Source organism: Arcicella rosea, assembly GCF_040543805.1.
Classification (GTDB): Bacteria; Bacteroidota; Bacteroidia; order Cytophagales; family Spirosomataceae; genus Arcicella; species Arcicella rosea.
Map to the genome: position 1 here is coordinate 172,035 of NZ_JBEUMS010000014.1, position 23,619 is coordinate 195,653.

Consider the following 23,619-nt stretch of genomic DNA (forward strand, 5'->3'; position numbering starts at 1 on the left):
CTGAGCCTCTACAAATAATTTATACAAAAGTGGCAATTAACATTGGCTTGAAAGTATTCTTCCTACTTAATCTTAATAATTTTCACCGTTGTTCTACGGTTTTGTTGGTGTTCAATTTCTGTACAACTTACGCCATCGGCACAACTATTCACTAATTCGCTTTCGCCATAACCTTTGGCTAAAATTCTATTGCGACTGATCCCTTTACTCACGATATAGTCAACTGCGGCTTGGGCTCTCTTTGTTGATAAATTCAAATTATCTTGTGCATCGCCACGGCTATCTGTATGTGAACCCAGTTCTATCACCATTGTTGGTGTTTTTTGAAGCGTAATTGTCAATTTATTTAATTCTCGCATGGCATCTTTCCGTAAAGTAGCACTGCCTGAATCATAATAAATTTTATTCATCGTGATTAAATCGCCTTCTTTAAACAAACTTAAATCCTGTGAAATTACTTTGGCATTGCCTTTTTTTACTTTCTTAATTTTATTGACATTTTTGCCATAACCACTTTTTGAAACTTCAATGGTATAATCGCAATCTTCATTCATGTAAAAAGTGTAACTACCGTCAGCACCCGTAGTAATTTGCTGAACGCTATTATCACAAACATTGATAAAAGAAACTAAAACACCTTCCATTGGTTTCTGATCAATTTCGCTTTTCACAAAACCCGTAAGCATGGATTTATTTTTGAGATTAGCAGGATTGGGGCTTTTTTTAGTTGAAGTACTATTTTTTGTCGTTGAAATTTGCAATTCAAGAGGTGCTTGTTGGGCTAAATCTATTTCTAATGTCGATGATTCAGTATCAATTTCTCCTTTGGTTGAATAACCAATTGTTTTAACTACAAAACCTTCTTTTTCTATTTTGAAGGAATAATCGGTGTCTTGTGCCGTACAAAAAGTAATATTGCCATCAGCATCTGTTTTCTTGCTTTCTAAATGACTATCGGCTGAAGTAATCACTACGACGGCATTGCTGATTGCTTTTTTAGTCTTTGAATCAAATACAATAATCGTCATTTCTCGACAATCACTAATTGTTTTTTCAACTGAAAAACGGTAAATATCATCATCTTCACCCAATTTTCGGTTAGAGCTAAAATAACCAATTTGTCTATTAGCATCACTAATAATACCAAAATCATCAAAGGGAGAGTTGAACGGTTTTCCTATGTTTGAAGCCTTTGAAATACTTTGTCCTGCATTCATTTCAGCAAAGAAAATATCCAAATCACCCTCGCCACCTTGTCCGTTTGACGAGAAGTATAAATTTCCTTTTTCATCGACAAATGGAAATACTTCAGAGCCTTTTGAATTAATGTTTTTACCTAGATTTTTCGGAACAGTCCATTGTCCATTATTATAGCTTACCGCCCAAATATCCATTCCCCCAAAACCGCCCGGTCGGTCAGAAGCAAAGTAAAGTATTTTTTCATCTTTAGACCAAGCAGGATGCGCCGTTGAATATTCGTTATCATTAAAAGGCAATTCTATGGCTTCTTCCCAATTACCATTAATGTTTTCAGAAATATACAGTTTCAATTTGCTGATATTGTCTTCACTGAGCCCTTTTCTATTGCCTATTGAATTATTACGAGTAAAGATAATTTTAGAAAAATCATGGTTGAAAGTAGCGGGTCCTTCATGGAATTTAGAATTGAGAGCTTTGCTAAAACTTTCAGAATTGGCAGTTTGATTACTCAGTTTTTCATCTTCTCCGCTAAAGTAATTGAGGGTTTTAGAATCGTTGGAAGTCTGTCTGGAATAATAATCGTCGCCCAATGCTTTTGCGTTCTTGGCAGTACTTTTGCGTTTTCTTTTGTCAGCATTCGGCTCATCGCTTTGTTGTACTTTCTTTAAATCGTCAAGGTAATATAAATCCAGTAAGTTACCTTTATCATTTATTAATTTGGTAGAAGATTCTTTCTCTGAACAAAAAACAATACCATCTTTGTAATACATTGGGCTAAATTCTGGACCAGAAGTATTAATATCCAGATATTCAATTTTATAATTATTGGCATTGTTAAGAGTAGCAGTCGATTTTTGCGAAGTTGGGCTACTCATATTTTGCGGAGTATTTCCAGATTGATTTTTAGTACTTTGGATGTTTTCAGATAAAGACAAGTATTCTTGGGCTTCTTGGAATTTTCCATTGTTGGCTAAAACCTGCGCAAAATTCACATAAGCCTTGGCATCGTCACTAATAAGTTTCGGGAAAGTGTTAAATGCTTGTCTATAAATGCGTTCAGCATTTACTTCGTCTTTGTTTTGTTTATAACTATAAGCGAGTTTTAGCAAAACAGAAAGTTTGTTTTTGGCAGAAAGCGTAGCATAACCATTTTTTAAAAGTTGATTAAAAGCCTGAATAGCTTTGGGATATTGTTGTAATTCGTACAAACGAACAGCATTATCAAGAGGAGTATCAACATACTGGGCAGCCAAATAACAATTTGGCATAACAATCAAAAAGAATAAAAGAGCATTTCTTTTGAGTCTGAGCATGTTGTTATTTAAGAAAGGCATTGTAAAAATAATTCCAAATTTCAGCGTAATAACTTCCAAATTTGGGTTTTATAAGTATGTTCAATGGTTGTTTCAACGTTCGAAATGTCACATAAATCATGCCAAAAACCAGTTGAAAATTAGAAATATATTACTTGAGATTAACATTTGTTAATTGATAAAAGTACTTATTATTCGGAAGAAAACAATAGGGTTTTAGATGATTTTGGATTAGAATGAACATTCAGAATCAAGAATTATAGGTTTTGGCAGTATATTAAATCAAAAAAATGTTAAAAAGTTTTTATAACGAAAACCTGATTGAAGCGGGTTTGGACGAAGCAGGGCGTGGATGTTTGGCAGGGCCAGTAGTTGCCTCAGCCGTGATTTTACCAAAATATTATACGCATTCTTTGTTGAATGATTCAAAGCAATTGAGTAAAAATCAAAGAGAAATTCTTAGAAAAGATATTTTACAAGATGCACTCGCTTGGGAAATAGCAGAGGTTTCCAATCAGGAAATCGATGAAATTAATATTCTAAAAGCCAGTATGAAAGCCATGCACTTGGCAACGGATAAGCTAAGTATTCGACCAGAACATTTATTGATTGATGGCAATCGTTTCCCGAATTATCCATTAATTCCGCATACTTGTATTGTAAAAGGCGATTCGAAATTTTTATCCATTGCGGCGGCTTCTATTTTAGCCAAAACGTATCGTGATGATTTGATGGAAGAATTGGCGTTGACATTCCCAGAATATGGTTGGGAACATAATGCGGGTTATCCAACGCCCAAACACCGAAAAGCTATTAAAGAATTTGGCGTAACGATTCATCATCGTTTAACATTCAGGATGTAAATCATCTGAAATTTGTTTTTAACTTTACCAGCATTCTATTAACACTTCAAAAATTAAATTGTAAACACAGTACTTCATGGGCTTTCGTTCAATTCTGGCAAAACCATTTGCTTCTTTCGTAGTACAAAACCGCCAAAAGTGGGAAAAACAGGCCGTTGAAACACAGCTTATTTTAATGAAAAGTTTAGTTGCTGATGCTTCGCACACGCTTTTTGGGAAAGACCATCGCTTTTCAGACATTTCAGATTATCAAAGTTTCAAAGAGGCTATTCCTGTGCAAGATTATGAAAACCTGAAACCTTATATAGAAAAAGTAGTAGCTGGTGAAAGTGATATTTTGTGGAAAGATAAACCGCTTTATTTTGCAAAAACTTCAGGCACAACCTCTGGCGTAAAATATATTCCTATTTCAAAAGAATCAATAGGTTTTCATATCAACGGAGCCAGAGACGCTTTATTAAGTTATGTTCATGAAACAGGGAATTCTCAATTTTTGGATAAAAATTTAATTTTCTTGTCGGGTTCACCAGAAATGATAAAAAAGAATGGCGTATTCACGGGGCGACTTTCGGGCATTGTGAATCACCATGTGCCGGGCTATTTAAGAAGTAACCAATTACCAAGTTATGAAACCAATTGTATTGAAGATTGGGAAACAAAGCTTGATAAAATCATTGATGAAACCATCGACAAGCCCATGTCATTGATTTCAGGCATTCCGCCTTGGGTACAAATGTACTTCGATCGTATTCAAGCTAGAACTGGAAAAAAAATCAAAGATGTTTTTCCAGATTTTTCACTCTTTGTTTATGGCGGTGTAAATTTTGAACCTTATCGTGCTAAACTTTTTGAATCTATCGGTAAGAAAATAGATTCAATTGAAACCTACCCAGCCTCCGAAGGTTTTATCGCTTATCAAGATTCACAAGAAGCAGAAGGACTTTTATTGCTATTGAATTCTGGCGTTTTCTATGAATTTATTCCTGTAGAAGATTACTTCAAAGAAAATCCAAGACGTTTGCACATCGGCGAAGTACAATTAGGCGTAAACTATGCCGTAGTAATGAATACTAATGCTGGGCTTTGGGGTTACTCTATTGGCGATACGGTAAAATTTGTGTCTTTGAATCCATACAGAATTATTGTTTCTGGAAGAATTAAGCATTTTATTTCAGCCTTTGGCGAACACGTTATTGGCGAAGAAGTAGAAAAAGCCATGCAATATGCCATGCAACGTCATCCTGAGGTTGAGTTAGTAGAATTTACAGTAGCTCCACAAGTAACACCGCCAGAAGGAGGTTTGCCTTATCATGAATGGCTAGTAGAATTTGCCAAAGCTCCACAAGATTTAAGTGCTTTCGCACAAGACATCAATCAAAAATTAGCAGAATTAAATGTTTATTACGATGATTTGATGACGGGCAATATTCTCCAACCTTTGAAAATAAGAGTATTACAAAAAAATGCTTTTATAGATTACATGAAATCGCAAGGGAAATTAGGCGGACAAAATAAAGTACCAAGATTATCAAATGATAGAGCGATTGCAGATAAGATTTAAATTTTATCTGCAATCGCAGTTTGTGAGTATACTGGCGTAAGCATTTTCCGAAATTCTACTGTTTGAGCGTTAGCGAGTTTAGAATTTCTTGATTTTCTTTTGCGGCCGCCGCTACGGTTACTTTTCTTGTATCAAGACAAGAAAAGTAAGGACTTAGAATGAGAAGATTTCCTTATTAGGAAAGAAGCAAATTTAATATATTGTAAGCTATAGCTATCAATAATGGGTAAAAAACACACCTCAATAGCTTTATAAGTAAAAATCTATCATTATAATATTTTAACAGAATAAAATGCCTTTAGAACAAACATTTCGCTGGTTTGGAACAAAAGACCCTGTTCCATTAGCACATATTCGTCAAGCAGGAGCAACGGGTATCGTTACTGCCTTGCATCATTTACCTAATGGAGTAATCTGGACGGTTGAAGAAATTCAAAAACGTAAAGCTGAAATTGAAGCAGCTGGATTAACCTTATCAGTAATAGAAAGTGTACCTGTTCATGAAGACATCAAAAAGCGTACAGGAAACTATCGTGAGTATATCGAAAATTATAAGCAATCGCTAATCAATCTTGGCAAATGCGGGATTGATACAGTGTGTTATAATTTCATGCCTGTTTTAGATTGGACTCGTACAGATTTAGACGCACCAATGGCAGACGGCTCAACGGCTTTGCGTTTTGATGCAACAGAATTTGCCGCTTTTGAAATTTATATTTTAAAAAGACCAAATGCTGAGGCAAGTTATACGGTTGCTCAAGTAGAAAAAGCGAAAGCTTGGTTTGAAAACTCTAGCGAAGCTCAACGTGCAAAATTGGTTAAAAATATCATTGCAGGTTTGCCAGGTAGCGAAGAGAGTTTTACTGTTGAAGAATTTCTGGTCGTTTTAGAAGGCTATAAAGAAGTAGGTGAAAAAGAATTAAGAGCGAATCTTTATGAATTTCTAAGAGAAATCACGCCCGTAGCCGAAGAAGCAGGCATTAATTTAGCCATTCACCCCGACGACCCGCCGTATCCAATTTTAGGCTTGCCAAGAGTAGTAAGTACAGAAGCTGATGCGAAACAAATTTTGGAAGCTTACGAAAGCCCGAATAATGGGTTGTGTTTCTGTACAGGAAGTTATGGCGTTCGTGAAGACAACGATTTGGTTGGCATGGTAGAAAGATTAGGCGATAGAATAAATTTTGTCCATTTAAGAGCAACCAAGCGTGATGCAGAAGGAAATTTCCATGAAGCAGACCACCTTGCAGGCGATGTGGATATGTATGGAGTGATGAAAGCTTTGGTAACAGAACAACGTAAAAGAATAGAAACTGGCAGAGAAGATTACCGTTTACCATTCCGTCCAGATCACGGACATAGAATGTTAGATGACCTCAATCCAGAAAAAAGAACCAATCCGGGTTATACTGCCATTGGTCGTTTAAGAGGCTTAGCAGAGTTACGTGGATTAGAATTAGGTATTGAGCGAGGTTTAGACGCTAAATAAATTTCATTAAACCTTTTGTATCTCAGATACTTTGCGTAATTTTGCACCCCTGATTTTGAGGTAATTATACGAAATCTTTCATCGTTTGAATTTATTCTTCTTTGAGAGAATAGCTAAGTGTTTAAAAATCAGACATGTGTATCTCTATTAAAACAACACAAAATGCCAACTATACAACAGTTAGTAAGAAATGGCAGGGAGCAAATGACTTGGAAGTCAAAATCTCCTGCTCTTGATTCTTGTCCGCAACGTCGTGGCGTGTGTACAAGGGTTTATACTACTACGCCTAAGAAGCCAAACTCGGCTATGCGTAAAGTAGCCCGTGTACGTTTAACAAACGGCAAAGAAGTAAATGCTTATATTCCAGGTGAAGGTCACAACTTGCAAGAACACTCAATCGTATTGATTCGTGGTGGTCGTGTGAAAGATTTACCAGGTGTACGTTACCATATCATCCGTGGTGCTTTAGATACTGCAGGTGTAAATGGTCGTCGTCAACGTCGTTCTAAATACGGTGCTAAACGTCCTAAACCAGGTCAAGTGGCAGCTCCAGTAAAAGGCGGAAAAGGCGGTAAGAAAAAATAATTTGACATTCGTTAATTGAGAAATTTGAAAGTATAACATTTTCAAATCATCAAATTTTCAAATCATCAAATTACAAAAACAGTCCAGTATGCTTTAGTTAAGGGCAGAAGATGGGCTAAACTTAAAATCTTAACAATCCAATGAGAAAGTCAAAACCAAAAAAGAGATACGTATTACCTGATCCTAAATTTAGGGATGTAATGGTAACCAAGTTTGTTAATAACTTGATGTACGATGGTAAAAAATCAACAGCATTCACGATTTTTTACGGTGCATTAGACAAAGTTGAAGATAGAACCAAAGAGAAAAACGGTTTAGAGCTATTCAAAAAAGCATTAAACAACGTTATGCCATCGGTAGAAGTAAAAAGCCGTCGTGTAGGTGGTGCTACTTTCCAAGTTCCAACGGAAGTACGTGCAGACCGTAAGTTATCAGTAGGTATGAAATGGTTAATTCTTTATGCTCGTAAGCGTGGAGATAAAACTATGGTTGACCGTCTTGCTAACGAAATCATGGCAGCAGCTAAAGGTGAAGGTGCAGCAGTGAAGAAGAAAGATGATACGCACCGTATGGCAGAAGCTAACAAAGCATTCTCTCACTTCAGATTCTAATTCAATTATTAACAACAACGAGATACACACAGCACAAAAGCGAAAATCGAAAGGTTTTCGCTTTTGTGTTTTTAGGGGATTTCGATAGAAATATTTAGTTTTAAATCTAAGGATACTATAATTTTTTCTAATTCAATTATAGTAAGACTACACTTACCATTTTCAAAACGTGATAAAGTAGATTGTGGAATTCCAGTGCGAAATGAAATATAAGATTGTTTATATCCTTTTTCTTTACGTAGATTTTTAATTTTTCTATTTATAGACATGAAACTGTATTAAGTTTAGATAAAAATATTATTTATAGAGTATTTAAAAATAGCAGTTTAAAGCAGGATTAACAAAATATATTCATCATTTATTTTATGCGTATTTGAATATAATTTACTCACTAAACATCTTGTATTGATTCTTAAATCTTAATAGTTTTACTTATAACTTCAACCTAAAGAATCAATTATCATGAGAAAAATTTATACCTTACATCTCTTTTTATTGCTTTCCCTGCTTTTTTTCTTTCAACAAGTTAGTTTTTCTCAAAAAACATTCAGTATACATTCTGAAATTAAAGAATTGGGGAAAAGTAAAGTATTGCTAGAAAAGATTATTGTTGATAAAGAATATTCATATTCACAAATAAATACCAGTATATATGTCTCATATAAATCTGGAAGTCTGAAAAAATTTTGGTCTAATATAGCAATAGCAACTGCTGGTATTACTGTAGGAGGTTTTCATGTTCTAAATACTAAAGATAAAGAGTTAAAAGCTACTAATAAAGTATCTGAATTAACACCTTTTGGTGTAAGCTTAACAGCTTTACCTTTTATTTTTAAAAATCACCCCAAACGAACCCCCAATGTCAACTTAGAACTTCATTATAAAAAGAATGATAAAACAGAAATAGAAATATGGACACAACCTATTAGTAAAGAAGCTCGTAATAATTTCGAACTATTGAATATTAATATTACAAAACCTTTGTATGAAGGCATTATTGAAGTTTATTTGATTAATAATAGTAGGGATAATATTTATTACATAGGAAATAATACTTCCAAAATGGTGTATAAACCAGACAGTCTGAATACGCAGAAAAAAAATGAATTGAATTTTGAAGATTCTACTGTATATACTACAACTCCGAAATCTAATAGTATAGACATATTTAGTTCTAGCGAGTTTATAATTCCAATAATTAAGCAAAAAAATGAACAAAATATTTTTGAAAAATTAGAAAATTTTAATGAATACACCATTAGTAAAAAAATAGGAGTTTCAAATTCTAAAAAAGCCGAATTTAAAAGTTCTAAAGCTGAAATTGTATTAGGGATGGGAAATGAATTCAATCTACTTGTACAAGAGTGTATTGATACGTATCAGCGTTATTGTTATGGTAATGATTGTACGTCTTGGGAATTAATAGAATCTTCTTGTATAATTAAAGATGATGGTACAAGCTATTCTTATGGAGGTGGTGGCTCATCTGATTCTAATAGTGGTCAAGGTGGAGAAGGCAATATTGATAATAATCCAGCAATTAGAAGACAATGTCAAAAATGTAAAGAGTATGCTGATAATGAATTTACAAGTAAGATGAATAATCAGAAGTATCTAATATCTACTGGTATAGTTGCTTGTTTAGGAGCAGGAGTAATGGCTGGAGTAAGTGTTTATACAAAAACTGCAATTATTGAATTATTAAGTGGTTTTACTGCTGGTACAGCATCTGCACTACATGGAATATTAGCATTAGCTGCTGGGCTGGGGACATCAGGTTTTTGTATAGCAGGATTGATATTCAATTATTATCAGGAAGAAGATTCTGCTAAAAATTCTTTATATAAAGACTATAGAGATTGTAATTCCGAATATGGATGTAAATTTTAACTCAAAAGATAATTTAATACACAAATTCTTATACAATGGCATTGATAATTTTTGGAATAATATCATTTGAATTACTGGTTATAACCGTCAGTTTTATATCCTATTTGTATTTTAAAAAACGGTTTCCAATGTATGCCAAAACAATAATGGTATTTCATATATTATACTGTCTTTTACCATTAGCACTTTATTACATCTTCTTTTTTAGATAACCTTTAAATTCTTTTAATAAACACATGAAAAAAAATATCGTATTAAAAATAACTTTATTTCTGATATCACCATTAATATCATTTGCACAAAATAAAGTACCAAACTTTACTGCTAATTCGGAACCAAATTTTACTTCACCAGATTCAATATCAATTAGTTACGGAATGGACTACAGTGAGACTGTCTTTAAAATCTTTAAAATTAAAGTGCCGAATGTTAATAAAATAGGGAAGATGTCGAAAGAGGAAATTAATCAAATCTCTAAAGAAGCAATTGTTTATTTATTTGAAGGCAAGCTAACTGATGAAAAAGGATTGTTAATCGGAAGTGATAGTAATTCTGGACAAAGTGTTATAAAATTTAAAATGGATGAAGAAAATGGAAAAATTAGTATCTTAGAGCATAAAATAACAGAATTAAAAGGTGTGACAGAGCTACATATTATAAAGCTAATCTCTAGCAATAATTCATTGAAATACATGGGATTATATGAAAAAGGCAAAAGACATGGAGCTTGGTTTATCGGAACTCCTGATGGTAAGTTTGAGAAGAAAATGTATGTAAATGGAATTTTACAATAGTTTATAAAAACTCCATCAACCACAATAATTTGTTATTTTCATCATAAATATTGAATGTGTCAAATTACAGTACTCAACATAGTTAAACATACATTTAATCTACAAAAATGAAAAATACATTTCAATTTTTACTCTTCTTTTCTTTACTCATCAGTTGTAAACAAAACAAAGAAATAAAACCTTTAAATAACAAAACTGGCATTGAAGCAGTAAGCTCTTTTAGAACAGCCCTTATTAATATTGAGACCGTGGATACTCTTTCAGTTTTTATAAAAGATAAAGAAGTTTTTAAAGTTACGAATGTAATGCCACGGTTTGAAGAGCATTTCATCTATGTAAATGGAAGCACTTTTGATTTAAACAATTTTCATCAATCATCTTTATCTGTCCACCAAAATAAAGTAACCTTATTCAAAATTTTTTTGAATAAATAAGAGATAATCATCAGATATACAGAGTTGTCAATGCTGAACAAAAAAAGGCTTTAAGCAAATCAATGCCTAAAGCCTCTATCGAAGTTTTATGATAAATTACTCTACCACACCCACATAATTGAATGGAGTAATTCGCTTTAATTCATATTTTACTTTGTCACTGATTTCTAAACCGTCGATAAATTCTGCAATGGTTTTTTCGGTGATTTTATCATTCTTACGTGTCAAAGCTTTTAACGCTTCGTAAGGTTGTGGATAACCTTCTCTTCTCAAAATCGTTTGAATGGCTTCAGCTACAACTGCCCAGTTATCTTCTAAATCTGCATTGATGGCTTCTTGATTCAATTCTAATTTATTCAAACCACGCAATAAAGCGGTTAAAGCAATTAACTGATGCCCAATCGGTACTCCCAAATTTCTAAGAACCGTTGAATCCGTTAAATCTCTTTGTAAACGAGATACTGGTAATTTTGCTGCTAAGAATTCATACAAAGCGTTGGCAATACCCACGTTTCCTTCTGAGTTTTCAAAATCAATTGGGTTTACTTTATGTGGCATTGCCGAAGAGCCAACTTCACCCGCTTTGATTTTTTGTTTGAAGTAACCCATCGAAACGTAAGTCCAAATATCACGGTCTAAATCTAAAACGATGTTGTTCAAACGTTTTAAATTATCCATCAAAGCAGCTAAGTTATCGTAATGTTCAATCTGAGTAGTGTATTTGCTACGAACCAACCCTAAAGATTTTACAAATGAATTTCCGAATGCTACCCAATTGTTTTCTGGATAAGCTACATTATGTGCATTGAAATTACCTGTAGCTCCACCAAATTTGGCAGAATATGGAATCGTTTTCAATAAGTCCATTTGGCGTTCCATTCTTTCTACGAACACCATGAATTCTTTACCCAAACGAGTTGGAGAAGCTGGCTGACCATGCGTATGCGCTAACAATGGAATATCTTTCCATTCTTCGGCTAAGGCTTCAATTTTAGCAATTACTTCTTCTAATTTTGGTACTAATACTTCGTTCATTGCTTCTAATAAAGACAATGGAATAGCAGTATTATTTACATCTTGAGAAGTAAGACCAAAGTGAATGAACTCTAGGGAATCGTTAATACCAAACTTATCTAATTTATGTTTGATAAAATACTCAACCGCTTTCACATCATGATTGGTTACTTTTTCTGTTTCCTTGATCCAAAGGGCATCTTCTTCAGAGAAATTAAGATAAATGTCTCTTAAAGCCGTAAACAAATCTTTATTAATCGATTCTAATTGAGGTAAAGGTATTTCGCAAAGAGCGATAAAGTACTCTATTTCAATACGAACACGATATTTGATAAGCCCAAATTCAGAGAAAAAAGGAGCAAGGCTTTCTACTTGCTTGCGGTAACGCCCATCGATGGGAGAGATTGCGGTTAATTGATTGAGTTGCATTTTTAATGAGTGATTGAGTAATTGAACGATTGAGTGACGATTCTTACTCAAAATTCAATGCCTTCAATATGTTTAAGGAAAGAACAAAGGTACAAAAGAATTATTGAGCTACGATTTAGGAAATCATTTTCGTATTCATTTTCCTAAATTTAATACAAATTATCGCCAAAAAACGTGAAACTTGCATAAGGATTACCATGCTTTACCCTTTTAGAAAAGTAAAAATCCTTTTATCAAAAACGAATTAGGTTTTCTCATGCTTCTGAATCCCAAATTGTTAGCCACTTTATTGGCTATCGTCATTGCTGCTTTTATTACTTCTTTCCTTTCTTTTCTGCCAGAATCGAATGCAAATGTGCTATTCGTCAGCTTTATTGCGACGCTGATTGTGGCGGGAATTCTCATTTATTTTGTGTTGGATTACTTGGTTTTTCAAGAAATCAATAAAATGTATGATTCTATCAACCGACTAAAAATCAAAGATTTCGGTGTTACCAGAAAGAAATTATATAAAAACAATAATCCGCTCAAGAAATTGAATGATGAATTGTTTGTCTATGTTTCTAAAAAGGAACAAGAAGTAACAGAATTGAAACGCTTAGAAAAGTATCGTCGTGAATTTTTAGCCAATGTTTCGCATGAATTAAAAACACCCATTTTTGCGGCACAAGGTTTTGTGCATACTTTGTTGGACGGAGCGATGGATGATGAAAATGTTCGTGAAAGATTCCTTGTAAAAGCTGCTAAAAGTTTAGATGGTTTAGATATTTTAGTAAAAGATTTATTGACGCTTTCGCAAATGGAAACGGGCGATATTAAGATGAATCGGGCGAAGGTTGATATTAAGCAAATCACCAAAGAAGTATTTGAGCAATTGGAAGGAAAAGCGAAAGCCAAGAACACAACGCTACAAATTAAGTCGCCACAATTGCAAGTTTGGGTAAAAGCGGATGCACAAAGAATCGGACAAGTAGTGACGAATCTCGTAGAAAATGCCATTAAATACGGCAACGAAAACGGAACAGTAATTGTAAATTTTGAAGAAGATAAAAAAGATTGGAAAGTTTCTATCAGAGATAATGGACCAGGCATTGCGCCAGAATATTTAAACAGAATTTTTGAAAGATTTTATAGAGTAGATAAAGCCAGAAGTCGTTCGGATGGCTCATCAGGATTAGGTTTAGCCATTGTAAAACACATTTTAAATGCCCACAGAACCAAAATTTCAGTAGCCTCAAAACCAGAAAAAGGAACGACTTTTTCGTTTAAATTAGAGAAGGCAGAAGTGGTGGTTTAGGATTATTACTTATTTTAATTTTTAACAACTCAGTTCTATAATAACATGAAACGAAGAAAATTTCTTGGCGTTTTGGGCATATTGCCACCTATACTTTTTTCTTGCGGGAAAGATGAATTTCCAGACCGTCCAACTATCATTACTGGAAAAGTAATTGATGAAAACGATATGCCTGTTGTAGGCTTGAAACTCCAATTTAGTGGAGATTATGCAAAGGGACTTTCTCTTATCCCTATATTTGATGTAATTGGAGAGACTAATAAAGATGGAATTTATACTATTTCACACATGGTTGACTATGGACGAACTACATTCAAACCATTTAGTGATACAAACTATGATTTAATGACTAAATATAATATTTACGTTTGGGAAAATAATAAATATGAGCAAGTGGGGAATCCAGTCGGGCCAATCATTAATGGTGAAACAAACACTTTTAATTTTCAGCTTAGAAAAATATGATTAAAAATAATTAAAAACAGATTTACAGCTTGTTCGAAAATATTTATTTTAAATTTAGATTACGGAAAAAATTGTATCTACGTAGTTCACCGACACCAAAATACCTATTTTGCCTGTCTTTTTTACTCCCTTTTAAAGAATTACAAATTATTCATCAGCGGTTAATACAGCTGATGAACATATCATTATGTTTAATTTCTAACAATCTAAATTCTGTATGTAACATGAAACGAAGGAGTTTTCTTGGTGCTTTGGGCATACTCCCAACTATTTTATTAGAGTCCTGTAATGGTAGTGGGCTAGATAGCCCTAATGCTGCGACTATATTTACTGGCGTTGTAATTGATGAAAATGGGAAACCCTTAGAAGGAATAGGCTTTCAGTTTGCAGGAGAAACTGGAGGGTTTAACCCAAAAAGCACTTTTGATTTAAATACCCAAACAGATGCAAAAGGATATTATTATTTAGAAAAATTTATTCCTAAAGGCACAGGTTTTATTACGTTTAAACCAACTGGAAGTATGGAGTATAGTAGTGGAAGTTACGATTATTTGTGTCGGGTAAATGGTGTTTATCAGACAAACATACCCTTCAAAACTGAAACAAAAAATGAACTAAATTTTAAATTTGTTAAAAGAAAGTAATACACTTTCATGAAAACTTTAAGATTTATATGGATATTATCAAACATCTATTTTGTATATAGTAAGCTTCAAAAATCTATAAATATCATGAACAAACGTTTGATTTTTGTAACATCATTCTACTTATTAAGCCAGCTTTTGATAAGCTGTTATGATAAATGTAATAATCAAGATTCACTTCCTTTATATGGCTCTTTATCATTGTTTTTTCAAAAAGGAGACCGTCAACCATATTTTCCCGTTAATACTGCTAATCCTATATTACCTCAGGAATTAACTGGATTAATTGTAACAGATGAAAATAAAAAACAATATTCTATTTCATATCCTGAAGTTAATGGAAGTTATAGCATCCGCATTAATAATTTCTTGCAATTTGAAGAATATAAGGCATTAAAAGACGGTCTAATTTTAAATAAAGTATTCTACATGAAATTTAACGATAATAATGCTCCAGATACTTTACAAACACAAATTACCTTTAAAAATGATGAATGTAATCATTCATTTATCCAAGACTTTACAGCCTTAAATCATAACAATTCAATTACTCCGATTAATAAAGATTGGTACAATGATATTATATTGATTGTCAAAAAATAGTTAATAGGACAATTTGGGTTTTTATTTCACCAAAAACTTGCTTCGCAAATATATTTGTTAGATTATTGACGCAATAATGTAGCTACGTAGTTCATCGACACCAAAATGCCTATTTTGCCTGTCTTTTTTATTCCCTTTTAAAGAATTACAAATTAATTATCAACAGTTCAATACAGTTGATGAAAGCATCATTGTGTTTAATTTCTAACAATTTAAATTCTATATGTAACATGAAACGAAGAAAATTTCTTGGTGTTTTGGGCATACTATCCCCTTTTATAATAGTGTCTTGCAAAAAAAATAACTTACCCAGCTCTTCTACTATCATTATTGGTAAAGTAGTTGATGAAAAAGGTAATCCTATCGAAAATATTTCTTTCACCTTTTCTTGTAATCGCTATTACGGAGGTAGTATTGTTGGTGGAGGTGTGAAAAGAGAAACAATATTTACCCTAAAAAAGCAATCTGATAAAAATGGCAATTTTAATTTTTCAGAAATTATACCTGAAAGAGCGACTGATTTATTCTTACTGATAGATATAGCCCAAATGTCATACTATACAATACAAGCTAAAAAAGATGGGATTAACATTGGACGTGGAACTGATAAAATTGCTGTTTTCCCCGAGAGTGCAAACCCTATTAATTCTCTCGTTTTGGGAGAAACAAATGAATATGAAATAACACTTACAAAAATATGATTAAAAATAATTAACCCCCAAATTCACTTTCTAAAATGAACTTGGGGGTTAAAGAAAAACAGAGGAGCAACCTATTTTAGGCAATGACAACTCCTCAATCACAATTCACAACTCATCACAACTACAACGCTCCTGCTCCTTCTTTTAATTTCTCTGCGTTTTCTGCAATTCTTAGTTGTTCGATAAAATCGCCAATTTCACCATCCATTACTACTGGTAAGTTATATACTGTATAACCAATACGGTGGTCGGTTACTCTACCTTGTGGATAATTATAAGTACGAATTTTATCTGAACGGTCACCAGAACCAACCATTGAGCGACGGTCGCCAGCGATAGATTCTTGTTGCTTTGCTAATTCAATATCATAAAGTCTTGAACGCAAAACCGTCATGGCTTTTTCAAAGTTTTTAATCTGAGAACGCTCATCCTGACATTGTACTACCAAACCTGATGGTAAGTGAGTAACCCTAACGGCAGAATACGTAGTGTTTACCGACTGTCCACCCGCACCTGACGAACAGAACGTATCTTTACGAATATCATTCATGTTAATCTGTACATCTACTTCATCTACTTCTGGCAAAACAGCCACAGTAGCCGCTGAAGTATGAATACGTCCTTGAGATTCTGTAGCAGGCACACGTTGTACACGGTGAACGCCTGATTCAAATTTCATTTTTCCATACACATCTTCGCCTTGAATATTGGCGATAATTTCTTTATAACCACCAGACGAGGCTTGAGTATAGTCCATCAACTGAAACTGCCATCCTTGGTTAGCACAGAAACGTTGGTACATTCTGAAAAGGTCGCCCGCAAAAATCCCTGCTTCATCACCACCAGTTCCAGCACGAATTTCCATGATGATGTTTTTAGAATCATTAGGGTCTTTCGGAATCAACATTTCCTTGATAATTTTCTCGTACTCTTCTTTTTGAGGTAATAATTCTTCTAATTCACCTTTTGCCAAAGCACGGAATTCCTCGTCTTTTTCAGTAGCAATTACTTCTTTTGCTCCTTCGATATTAGAAAGGATATTCTTGTATTCATTATATTTTAAAACAATCTTTTCAAGGTCTTTATACTCCTTACTAATTGTTTTATATTTTTTCATATCCGATACTACTTCGGGTTGCGTCATTTGCTGGGCAACTTCTTCAAATCGTTCACGGATGGATTCTAATTGTTCTAACATATTTTTTCTTATTTCGGAAAGTTCAACAGCTTGATATTAGCGAGTATAGCCGAATATTTTGGCAAACTAAAAATCAGGGTGCAAAGATACAAAATTCTTTATATTCAATGGGGGTAAATGTTTATCGGATTGTCTTTTGCTTAGATACCCAAGTAAATAGCACTACACTTATTTTAAACCTTCTTCGTTATTTAATCTCTAAGTACCATATTTTAAACTCCATACGTCATGAAAAAGCTAAAAATTCATAGAACATTTCAATTGCTTTTTTTATCATTAGCAATTATTCTATTGGTAGCGTCTTGTGGACCTTCTTATGTGAGAGTTGATAGCCGCCGCCCTTATCCATATAGATATGGTTATTCTTATCCTAGATACCGTTATGTAGTGCCTCCGCCAAGAAGAGTAATCGTAGTACCACGCAATGCTCCGCCAAAGTATCGTCACGATAACGGAAGACATAATGGAAGAAGAGGAAGATATTAAGATTCTTTCATAAAATAATCAAGGAAGTCGTGGTAAGTATCACGACTTTTTTCATGTTTCAGCCCTATCTTTACACAAATTATCAGATTAGGTCAAAACAAAACATGAAACAGAACCCTTCATTTTTCTCTTCAATTACCCAATATATTTCTTTACTACTTTTTGCAAATATACTGTTGATAAGTTGCGATTTCAGTAAACGTATTGATACAACGGCAGCTGTAAAGGAATTGCACGAACGAGAAGTAAAACGGATTACACCAGCACAATTTACAGCACAAGTAGATGAATGGGGGAGTACCATCGTAAAAAAACTCAATGCAGATTTATCTAAAAATCTTCAAGATACTACTTTGAAAGATTCTTTAGCGAAAGCTTACAGGGTGGAAATTGTTTCTGGTAGCCCGTTACAATTAAAAAATCCTGCTTGGGATAAAAAAATCAATGAAACACTTGATGCTTATCAATATAATGTTGAACATAATATTCCACAAATTGATAATATTCAGAAGTCGGAAGATGAAGCCTTTTTTTACTATACTTCACCAATTATGGCTAATAAAAATTTATTGAAACTGGATAAAAAGCAACTTAATGCAATCGGCGAAAAAGCTAAGATGGATAGTTTAGCGTTCAAAAAAGATGGCTCTTTTCTGGGCTTATGGGTGATTAAATTCTCTAAAAAAGAAGTAGTAAGATTAGCCGACCCAAAACATTTGAAGATTTTGAGTGAAAAATAATTTATTTGCATACCATAAAAAAGGGATTTCAAACAGCTTTGAAATCCCTTTTTTATGGTGTTATTATTATCTACGACGGCGCTTTTTACTTCTAGCCCTTGTCTTCGTTTTCTTTGTACTTTTCGTTACTCTTACTGTTTTCTGTCTTGTTTTTTCTTCCAATTCCATAATTACCGAAGCCGCATTTTCTTTACTGGTTTCATAGGCTTCGTTCAAAGATTTGTATGAGGTCTGTAATTTGGTATAATCATCCAATAAGCGATTGTACTTCAATGATAAGGCTTCAAAAGTTTCTTTACTATCTTCTTGACACTTGAGATACTCTTCGTTTTTCTTCTTAAACTGACTTTCTAAGCTAAAACGGAAACTACTTAATTCTGAATTTTCTTGTCGTTCTTTCGCAATTTGACTTTCTTGACGACGAATTTGATCTTGTAGTTCTGCGATTTTTTTGGTTTCAGTACAAGCAGATAGACTAATTGTTAAAAGAGCCATCAAGGCAAAGAAGCTTTGTTTCATGTTTTTCAGGGTTGTTTTAAGTCAAATACACTTACAAATATAGTATAATTCTTACTGTATTTTAATTCCTTCCCAAAGGCTATTTTAGCTAAAGTCCTTTCTGTTATATTTTTAAAAGCCAATAATTATGAAGGCTTTAGCAAAAAAAGCAAACATTTTTTTAGAAAAAAATATTGCTTGCCGAACTTTCTTGATTAATTTTGCCTTAAATCTATATAATTAATAGAGTAATAGGAAGGTTTTTTATGCTCCTCTGGAAAAGTAAAAAGCTAAAAAATATCAAGAAAATCATGCAAAGTTTCAGAACTGAACTCGAAAATCCACTTGTAGAGAAAGATATTATTGACTTGGCTCGCAAAATAGAATTATTCCGTGAAGGAAAAATTCACGAGGAAAAATTCCGTAGCCTTCGTCTGGCAAGAGGTGTTTATGGCCAACGCCAACAAGGTGTTCAAATGGTTCGTATTAAGTTGCCTTATGGAAAAATGACTTTCAAACAGTGGAAACGTATTGCTGATATTTCAGACGAATATTCTACTGGAAATCTTCATTTAACTACTCGTCAGGATATACAAATTCACTTTGTTTCTTTAGATAGAACTCCAGAATTATGGTCGAAATTAGAAGAAGATGATATTACGCTTCGTGAAGCTTGTGGAAATACAGTAAGAAACGTAACAGCTTCGCCTTCAGCGGGTATAGACCCTAATGAGCCTTTTGATGTTAGTCCTTATGCAGATGCTACTTTCCGTTATTTCTTGAGAAATCCAATTTGTCAGGAAATGGGTAGAAAGTTCAAAATTGCATTCTCAAATACCGACGAAGATACTGCCTTAACTTATATGCACGACATGGGTTTTATTCCTAAAATCCAAGATGGCAAACGTGGTTTTAAAGTAGTATTAGGCGGAGGTTTAGGTGCGCAACCAATGTTAGCTAAAACGTCTTTCGACTTTTTAGAGGCTGACCAAATTATTCCTTTTTTAGAAGCAACTTTAAGAGTATTCGACCGTCATGGCGAAAGAAACTCTCGTCATAAAGCACGTATCAAATTCTTAATTCAAAAAATTGGTTTTGAAAAACTAACAGAATTGATTCAAGCAGAATGGAAATCTTTAAAAAGTAAATCATTCGAAGTTGATACTGAAACTGGAAAATGGAATGTAGAAGCAGATGCGTTGCCTTCTAAAACGGCTTCGGAAGTAGCTATTACGAATCAAGCAGCTTACGATTTGTGGAAAGCAACTAATACTTTCGAACAAAAGCAAGCTGGTTTCTATGGTGTTTATGTTAGAATCTTGAATGGAAATATTCATTCAACAACTTCTCGTTCATTAATCGAACAATTAGAAGGTTATATTGCTGACGATGTAAGAGTAACCATCAACCAAGGTTTGATGTTGAAATTTGTTCCTGAGGCTAATTTACCTTATGTATATTCAGTATTAGAAGCCCACGGTTTTGCAGCAGCAGGTGCTAATTCGATGGCAAACATTACTGCTTGTCCTGGAACAGACACTTGTAATTTAGCGATTTCAGATAGTACCAACATTACTTCAAAATTAGAAGCCGTTATTACAGAAGATTTCCCTGAATTAATTCACAATAGCGATATTAAAATAAAGATTTCTGGTTGTATGAACTCTTGCGGACAACACGGTATGGCAAATATCGGTTTCCACGGTTCGTCTTTGAAAGCAGCTGATAAGCGTGTTTTACCTGCATTACAAGTATTGTTAGGTGGTGGAACAGTAGGCGATGGTGTTGGTCGTGTGGCTGATAAAGTAATTAAAGTGCCATCAAAACGTGGTCCACAAGTATTAAGAGTAGTATTGAATAATTATGAAGAAAATGCTAACGAAGGCGAATACTTCAATGATTATTATGACCGTCAGGGCGAGAAATACTTCTATAATTTGTTGAAACCAGTAGCAGATTTAACTACTTTGAAAGAAGATGATTTTATCGACTGGGGTGCTTCAGAACAATTCCAAACAGAAATTGGTGTTGGTGAATGTGCCAGCGTAATTATAGATTTAGTGGCTACTTTGTTGTTGGAATCTGTAGAGAAAATGGATTGGACAAAAGCGGCTTACGATGAAAATCGTTGGGCAGATTCAATCTATCATGCTTATAGCGTATTTGTAAGTGCGGCAAAAGCTTTGTTATTAGATAAATCAGTAAGTGCATCTACACAAAGTGGTGTAATTGATAAATTTGACGAGCATTTTGTGGCAAAAGGTGAGATTTCTTTAAGTGGTCAAACATTTAAAGAATTGGTTTTACAAATTAACCAAAACGAGCCTTCACAAGAATTTGCTACAAAATATGTAGAAGATGCTGAGGCTTTCTTGGCCTTAGCAAAGGCATATCGTGACCAATTAACGTTGGTATAATTTACCCTTTATAGTAGAAATCAATCATCAATGGTGAGTGAATAGGCTTTATTCTGACCCTATTTATTCACCATTTGTATTTATAAGTAATTATGACTGGTTTAGAACATTTTAATACTTTAGACCCTAAGCCAAAACTAACAGTAGTTGGTGCTGGTCCGGGCGACCCAGATTTAATAACTGTCAAAGCCATTAAAGCTTTGAAGGATGCAGATGTGGTGCTGTATGATGCCTTAATTGCGAATGAATTATTAGATTATTGTAAGCCTGATACAGAAAAAATTTATGTGGGTAAACGCCCAGGTGAAAGTCATTCACAAGATGCCATTAATTTTTTAATTGTTGAAAAGGCTTACATGTATGGACACGTGGTACGCTTAAAAGGTGGTGACCCATTTATTTTTGGGCGTGGGATGGAAGAAATAGAATATGCAAAAGGCTTTGGTTTAGAAACAGCTTACGTTCCGGGAATTTCTTCTTCGGTAGCAGCTGCTGGTTATGCTAATATTCCTTTGACAACCAGAGGAGTAAGCGAAAGTTTCTGGGTAATTACTGGTACAAAAACAGACGGTTCGCTCTCAAAAGATTTAGAAATGGCATTACAAACGAGTGCCACCATTGTAGTTTTGATGGGAATGAATAAATTAAGCCAAATGGCTGAAATTTGTAAAGCAATTGGCAAAGAAAATTTACCGGTAGCTATTATCCAAAACGGCACGACTAATCAACAAAAAGTAGGAATTGGCGTAGCAAAAGACTTGAAGGAAATAGCCGAAAACAATCAATTATCAAATCCAGCAGTGATTATTTTGGGCGAAGTAGTGAAATACGCTAATCTCACGGAGTTATCTGCTTTATCTAAAAATGCTGGGGGTAATCAGTAACTAATATAATTGCTCGTTTAAAACCTATAAGGATTTGAGTTTGAAAATCTTATTACTAGACAAAATACAAATCCTTATAGGTTTACTTAAATGGTTAATTGTAATTAACTCCTACTACGTTTAACATTAGCTTCTTCAACAGAATCGGGAGATTCTATTCATCTAAATAGAGCTAACCTAACTCCCCAAAAACATCTAAAGCTGTTTCTTCATTCAGATTATTCTCAACATAAATCGTATATTTAATTGGAAATAAGAATTTCTACTAAGTTTTTATTAACTACAACAATTAAGTTTATGAAGGGGTTAGTCAATTTTGAATCAAATCAATTTTATCATATTGTTAATCATGCTGTTGGCAACGAAAATCTATTCCGTAATGCTGATAATTATAAATATTTTTTAGACCGCTACATTCATCATACTATCGATGCAATTGAAACTTATTCCTATTGCCTCATTCCGAATCATTTTCATCTACAGAATAAAATATCCCTCAATACTATTCTGGAATATTAATTTTCTTAAACCTTATAGGTTTTTAAAACCTATAAGGTTTCCATTTAACCGTTAGAATCCATTACTTTTGTATTCTAAAATACAACTTATGGATTTTGATACGTTATCAACAAAACGACAATCACAATTAATTGCTTTCGACCGTCTGCTTACGGTTATGGACGAACTTAGAGAGCAATGCCCTTGGGATAAAAAACAAACAATTGAATCGCTCAGACATTTAACAATTGAAGAAACTTATGAGCTTTCAGATGCCATCATTGATGGCGATATGAAGGAAATTAAGAAAGAAATTGGTGATGTTATGTTGCATTTGGTTTTTTATTCAAAAATTGCCTCTGAAACGAATACTTTTGATATTGCTGATGTAATAAATAGTCTTTGCGAAAAGTTAATTCACCGTCATCCACATATTTATGGCGATGTAAAAGTTGAAAATGAAGAACAAGTAAAACAAAATTGGGAAGCCCTAAAGCTCAAAGAAGGTAATAAATCGGTTTTAGAAGGAGTACCGAAATCGCTTCCAGCTTTAGTAAAAGCAATGCGAATTCAGGAGAAAGCAAGGGGTGCAGGTTTTGATTGGGAAGAGAAACATCAGGTGTGGGAAAAGGTAGAAGAGGAAATGGATGAATTCAAGAATGAGTTTAACGTTGTTGACAACCAAGCAATTAACATTGAGAAAGCAGAGGCAGAATTTGGAGATTTACTCTTTTCTTTGGTAAATTACGCAAGGTTTATCAATATCAATGTTGAAACGGCTTTGGAGAGAACCAATAAAAAGTTTATCAAGCGTTTTCAGCATTTAGAATTACGAGCAAAAGAACAAGGCAAAGCCTTACAAGATATGACCTTAGCTGAAATGGATGTGTATTGGGAAGAAGCCAAACGCCTCTAATTAACGAAGGACGAAAAGTCAAAATTTAATTTTGAGAGTGAAACAAATAAACCCGTCAGTCTTTGACCGACGGGTTTTTATTTTGATTT

The 23,619-nt window shown here is 33.8% G+C and carries 24 protein-coding genes; 19 read left to right on the forward strand and 5 right to left on the reverse strand.

The window, feature by feature from the left end; genetic code table 11:
- Positions 1-62 precede the first annotated feature (62 nt).
- Positions 63-2,513 (reverse strand): carboxypeptidase regulatory-like domain-containing protein, encoded by a 2,451-nt coding sequence (locus ABID42_RS17755; protein ID WP_367284823.1) that lies wholly within the window; start codon positions 2,511-2,513, stop codon positions 63-65.
- 290 nt (positions 2,514-2,803) lie between these two features.
- Between ABID42_RS17755 and rnhB the strand changes: the two genes are divergently transcribed.
- From rnhB to rpsG, 5 genes are all read left to right on the forward strand, one after another.
- Positions 2,804-3,376: a ribonuclease HII gene (rnhB, locus tag ABID42_RS17760; RefSeq protein WP_323326622.1), complete on the forward strand. Its 573-nt coding sequence runs from the start codon at positions 2,804-2,806 to the stop codon at positions 3,374-3,376.
- Between the two features lie 76 nt (positions 3,377-3,452).
- A complete protein-coding gene (locus ABID42_RS17765) occupies positions 3,453-4,937 on the forward strand; it encodes a GH3 auxin-responsive promoter family protein (RefSeq protein WP_367284824.1) in 1,485 nt (494 codons plus the stop codon).
- Between the two features lie 292 nt (positions 4,938-5,229).
- Complete coding sequence (gene uxuA, locus ABID42_RS17770) at positions 5,230-6,426, forward strand: mannonate dehydratase (protein ID WP_367284825.1); 1,197 nt, start codon at positions 5,230-5,232, stop codon at positions 6,424-6,426.
- Positions 6,427-6,588: 162 nt separating this feature from the next.
- Entirely contained in the window at positions 6,589-7,011 is a 423-nt protein-coding gene (rpsL, locus tag ABID42_RS17775) for a 30S ribosomal protein S12 (protein ID WP_309921726.1), read from the forward strand.
- A gap of 140 nt (positions 7,012-7,151) precedes the next feature.
- Positions 7,152-7,622 (forward strand): 30S ribosomal protein S7, encoded by a 471-nt coding sequence (gene rpsG / locus ABID42_RS17780; RefSeq protein WP_323258283.1) that lies wholly within the window; start codon positions 7,152-7,154, stop codon positions 7,620-7,622.
- Between the two features lie 71 nt (positions 7,623-7,693).
- On the opposite strand, the gene ABID42_RS17785 is transcribed toward rpsG, so the two are convergent.
- Positions 7,694-7,891, reverse strand: coding sequence for a helix-turn-helix domain-containing protein (locus ABID42_RS17785; protein WP_367284826.1), 198 nt, complete (start codon positions 7,889-7,891; stop codon positions 7,694-7,696).
- 193 nt (positions 7,892-8,084) lie between these two features.
- On the opposite strand from ABID42_RS17785, the gene ABID42_RS17790 reads away from it, so the two are divergent.
- The 3 genes from ABID42_RS17790 (at position 8,085) to ABID42_RS17800 (ending at position 10,740) form a co-directional block, all read left to right on the forward strand.
- Positions 8,085-9,512, forward strand: a complete 1,428-nt coding sequence (locus ABID42_RS17790; protein ID WP_367284827.1) for a hypothetical protein — start codon at positions 8,085-8,087, stop codon at positions 9,510-9,512.
- Positions 9,513-9,748: 236 nt separating this feature from the next.
- Entirely contained in the window at positions 9,749-10,306 is a 558-nt protein-coding gene (locus tag ABID42_RS17795; protein WP_367284828.1) for a hypothetical protein, read from the forward strand.
- A gap of 107 nt (positions 10,307-10,413) precedes the next feature.
- Entirely contained in the window at positions 10,414-10,740 is a 327-nt protein-coding gene (locus ABID42_RS17800) for a hypothetical protein (RefSeq protein ID WP_367284829.1), read from the forward strand.
- A 96-nt stretch (positions 10,741-10,836) separates the two neighbouring features.
- On the opposite strand, the gene purB is transcribed toward ABID42_RS17800, so the two are convergent.
- Positions 10,837-12,183 (reverse strand): adenylosuccinate lyase, encoded by a 1,347-nt coding sequence (gene purB / locus ABID42_RS17805; RefSeq protein ID WP_323258282.1) that lies wholly within the window; start codon positions 12,181-12,183, stop codon positions 10,837-10,839.
- A 256-nt stretch (positions 12,184-12,439) separates the two neighbouring features.
- Between purB and ABID42_RS17810 the strand changes: the two genes are divergently transcribed.
- From ABID42_RS17810 to ABID42_RS17830, 5 genes are all read left to right on the forward strand, one after another.
- Positions 12,440-13,480, forward strand: coding sequence for a sensor histidine kinase (locus tag ABID42_RS17810; protein WP_367284830.1), 1,041 nt, complete (start codon positions 12,440-12,442; stop codon positions 13,478-13,480).
- Positions 13,481-13,525: 45 nt separating this feature from the next.
- Positions 13,526-13,945 (forward strand): hypothetical protein, encoded by a 420-nt coding sequence (locus tag ABID42_RS17815; RefSeq protein WP_367284831.1) that lies wholly within the window; start codon positions 13,526-13,528, stop codon positions 13,943-13,945.
- A 224-nt stretch (positions 13,946-14,169) separates the two neighbouring features.
- Entirely contained in the window at positions 14,170-14,589 is a 420-nt protein-coding gene (locus ABID42_RS17820; protein ID WP_367284832.1) for a hypothetical protein, read from the forward strand.
- 87 nt (positions 14,590-14,676) lie between these two features.
- Positions 14,677-15,192 (forward strand): hypothetical protein, encoded by a 516-nt coding sequence (locus ABID42_RS17825; RefSeq protein WP_367284833.1) that lies wholly within the window; start codon positions 14,677-14,679, stop codon positions 15,190-15,192.
- A gap of 230 nt (positions 15,193-15,422) precedes the next feature.
- The gene (locus ABID42_RS17830; protein ID WP_367284834.1) at positions 15,423-15,893 is read left to right on the forward strand and encodes a peptidase associated/transthyretin-like domain-containing protein; all 471 of its coding nucleotides are present in this window, start codon (positions 15,423-15,425) and stop codon (positions 15,891-15,893) included.
- Positions 15,894-16,014: 121 nt separating this feature from the next.
- On the opposite strand, the gene prfA is transcribed toward ABID42_RS17830, so the two are convergent.
- The gene (prfA, locus tag ABID42_RS17835) at positions 16,015-17,091 is read right to left on the reverse strand and encodes a peptide chain release factor 1 (RefSeq protein WP_184130839.1); all 1,077 of its coding nucleotides are present in this window, start codon (positions 17,089-17,091) and stop codon (positions 16,015-16,017) included.
- Between the two features lie 228 nt (positions 17,092-17,319).
- On the opposite strand from prfA, the gene ABID42_RS17840 reads away from it, so the two are divergent.
- Positions 17,320-17,577, forward strand: coding sequence for a hypothetical protein (locus tag ABID42_RS17840; RefSeq protein WP_367284835.1), 258 nt, complete (start codon positions 17,320-17,322; stop codon positions 17,575-17,577).
- 104 nt (positions 17,578-17,681) lie between these two features.
- Positions 17,682-18,317 carry a hypothetical protein gene (locus ABID42_RS17845; RefSeq protein WP_367284836.1) on the forward strand — a complete coding sequence of 212 codons (636 nt, stop codon included), beginning with the start codon at positions 17,682-17,684 and terminating at the stop codon, positions 18,315-18,317.
- A gap of 66 nt (positions 18,318-18,383) precedes the next feature.
- On the opposite strand, the gene ABID42_RS17850 is transcribed toward ABID42_RS17845, so the two are convergent.
- Complete coding sequence (locus tag ABID42_RS17850) at positions 18,384-18,836, reverse strand: hypothetical protein (RefSeq protein ID WP_367284837.1); 453 nt, start codon at positions 18,834-18,836, stop codon at positions 18,384-18,386.
- Positions 18,837-19,126: 290 nt separating this feature from the next.
- Here ABID42_RS17850 and ABID42_RS17855 point away from each other — a divergent pair, with 290 nt between their 5' ends.
- The 4 genes from ABID42_RS17855 (at position 19,127) to mazG (ending at position 23,530) form a co-directional block, all read left to right on the forward strand.
- Positions 19,127-21,232, forward strand: coding sequence for a ferredoxin-like domain-containing protein (locus tag ABID42_RS17855; protein ID WP_367284838.1), 2,106 nt, complete (start codon positions 19,127-19,129; stop codon positions 21,230-21,232).
- Between the two features lie 92 nt (positions 21,233-21,324).
- Positions 21,325-22,116: a uroporphyrinogen-III C-methyltransferase gene (gene cobA / locus ABID42_RS17860; RefSeq protein ID WP_367284839.1), complete on the forward strand. Its 792-nt coding sequence runs from the start codon at positions 21,325-21,327 to the stop codon at positions 22,114-22,116.
- 297 nt (positions 22,117-22,413) lie between these two features.
- Positions 22,414-22,635, forward strand: coding sequence for a hypothetical protein (locus ABID42_RS17865; RefSeq protein ID WP_367284840.1), 222 nt, complete (start codon positions 22,414-22,416; stop codon positions 22,633-22,635).
- A gap of 88 nt (positions 22,636-22,723) precedes the next feature.
- A complete protein-coding gene (gene mazG / locus ABID42_RS17870) occupies positions 22,724-23,530 on the forward strand; it encodes a nucleoside triphosphate pyrophosphohydrolase (protein ID WP_367284841.1) in 807 nt (268 codons plus the stop codon).
- Positions 23,531-23,619: the final 89 nt, after the last annotated feature.